The sequence below is a fragment of the Streptomyces sp. OR43 genome, from assembly GCF_008042275.1.
GTDB lineage: Bacteria > Actinomycetota > Actinomycetes > Streptomycetales > Streptomycetaceae > Streptomyces.
In genome coordinates, this window is the sequence record NZ_RDBK01000109.1 from 1 (window position 1) to 1,781 (window position 1,781).

Annotated in this window: 3 protein-coding genes; all 3 read left to right on the plus strand. The window is 74.3% G+C overall.

The genetic code is table 11. The annotated features are described in order from the left end of the window. Nucleotides 1-62: 62 nt before the first annotated feature. The 3 genes from EAO72_RS41215 (at nucleotide 63) to EAO72_RS41225 (ending at nucleotide 1,752) form a co-directional block, all read left to right on the plus strand. Nucleotides 63-794, plus strand: a complete 732-nt coding sequence (locus EAO72_RS41215; protein ID WP_148022507.1) for a transcriptional regulator — start codon at nucleotides 63-65, stop codon at nucleotides 792-794. A gap of 38 nt (nucleotides 795-832) precedes the next feature. Next, nucleotides 833-1,303, plus strand: a complete 471-nt coding sequence (locus tag EAO72_RS41220; protein WP_148022508.1) for a roadblock/LC7 domain-containing protein — start codon at nucleotides 833-835, stop codon at nucleotides 1,301-1,303. A gap of 74 nt (nucleotides 1,304-1,377) precedes the next feature. Continuing rightward, nucleotides 1,378-1,752, plus strand: a complete 375-nt coding sequence (locus EAO72_RS41225; RefSeq protein WP_148022509.1) for a hypothetical protein — start codon at nucleotides 1,378-1,380, stop codon at nucleotides 1,750-1,752. Nucleotides 1,753-1,781: the final 29 nt, after the last annotated feature.

Here is a 1,781-nt window from a genome sequence, read left to right on the forward strand (position 1 = left end):
GGGGCCGGGGCGGGCGTGCCCGGCACCCGGGCACGCCCGCCCCGGCCCCCGTCCTCTCGCCCATGCTCCAGCGCCTCGCCGCCGAACGGGCCACCGGCGCCCTCATGCGCGACCGCGGCACCCTCTACCTGGCCGACGGCAAGGTGGTGCACGCCGAGAGCCCCGCCACCCCCGGCATCGACGTCCTGCTCACCCGGGGCGGCGCGCTGCGCCGCGAGGGCTGGTGGGACGCGGTCGCCCAGGCCGGTGCCGGGCAGCGGGTGGGCCGCTACCTCGTGGACAGCGGCCGGGTGCCGGGCGGCGCCCTGGAGCTGTGCCACCTGGGCGCGCTGTACGACGCGGCGTTCTTCGCCCTCGCCCCGACCCGGGCCCCGGCCCGGTTCCGCTACGGGGTCGCCCACTGGATCGGCCCGGTCCGCCCCGTCCCCGTGGACGCCGTGCAGCGCGAGACGCTCCGGCGCCGGGAGCTGCTGGACCGGATCTGGCCGGAGCCGGTGACCGACAGCGCCCCGCTCGTGAGCACCGGCCGGCCCGCCGACTCCCCCCTGCCCCCGTACCGGCGCCGCGTACTGGAGCGGGTGGACGGGGTGCGTACGGCGACGGACATCGCGCAGGAACTGGGCAGGTCGGCGTTCCACACCCTGGTCGACCTGCGGCGGCTGGCGGCCGCCGGACTCGTCGCCGCGGTACGGGAGACGGCCGGCCCGGCCGGCCGCATCGCGCTCCCCGAGGTCACGGCCGACCCCGACGTCGCCCTGTTGCGCCGGCTCCGAGACGCATTGGAGGCCCTGTGATACGCGCGCTCAGACAGCGTGCCGGGAGGAGACAGCTGATGGTGCCCGAGGCCGAAGTGCAGGACGTCCTGGCCGAGCTCCAGCGGTTACGGGCCCGCGTTCCGCTCCTCTCCGGGGCCCTGGCGGCCAGCACCGACGGCCTCGTCCTGGCCCATGACACCCCGGGAGTGGAGGCGGAGGGCGTCGCGGCGCTCACCGCGGCCGCGCTCGGCGTCTCGATCCGGATGACGGACGCGACCGGTCGCGGCGGCTTCCGCGAACTCCTCGTCCGCGGCGAGACCGGCTACATCGCGACGTACGCCGCCGGCTCCTCGGCCGTACTGACCCTGCTCGCCGAGGACCGGATCAACGTCGGCCGGCTCCATCTGGAGGGCCGCAGGTCCGGCTCCCGGATCGGCGAACTCGTCGACGCCGCCCTGGAACGCACCCCGCAGCCCGCACCGGGCCCCCGGGCTCCGGTGCCCCGTACCCCGCACCAGCCCGGGCCCCTGCCGCACCGCCCGACATGACCCCGCACGAGCCCGGCACGACCCAGAAACGGAACCGGTCCTCCCGACCGGTCAGGGAAAGGAAACGAGCACTCATGGCGAACACCGAAGCGTCACTGAAGGAAGCGATGTCGTCCATCGAGGGCACCACCGGTGTCGCCCTCGTCGACTACACGAGCGGCATGGCGCTGGGCACCCTCGGCGGTGGCAAGGACTTCAACCTGGAGGTCGCGGCCGCGGGCAACACCGACGTCGTACGCGCCAAGCTCCGCACCATGGAGCACCTCGGTATCCAGGACGAGATCGAGGACATCCTGATCACGCTGGGCACCCAGTACCACTTGATCCGGCTGCTCAAGTCCCGTGGCAACAACGGCCTGTTCCTGTACCTCGTACTGGACGCCGGCCGGGCGAACCTGGCCATGGCCCGCCACCAGCTGAAGAAGATCGAAGCCGACCTGGAGATCTGACCTCCGAGAACGGGGCCCCCGGCCGGCGG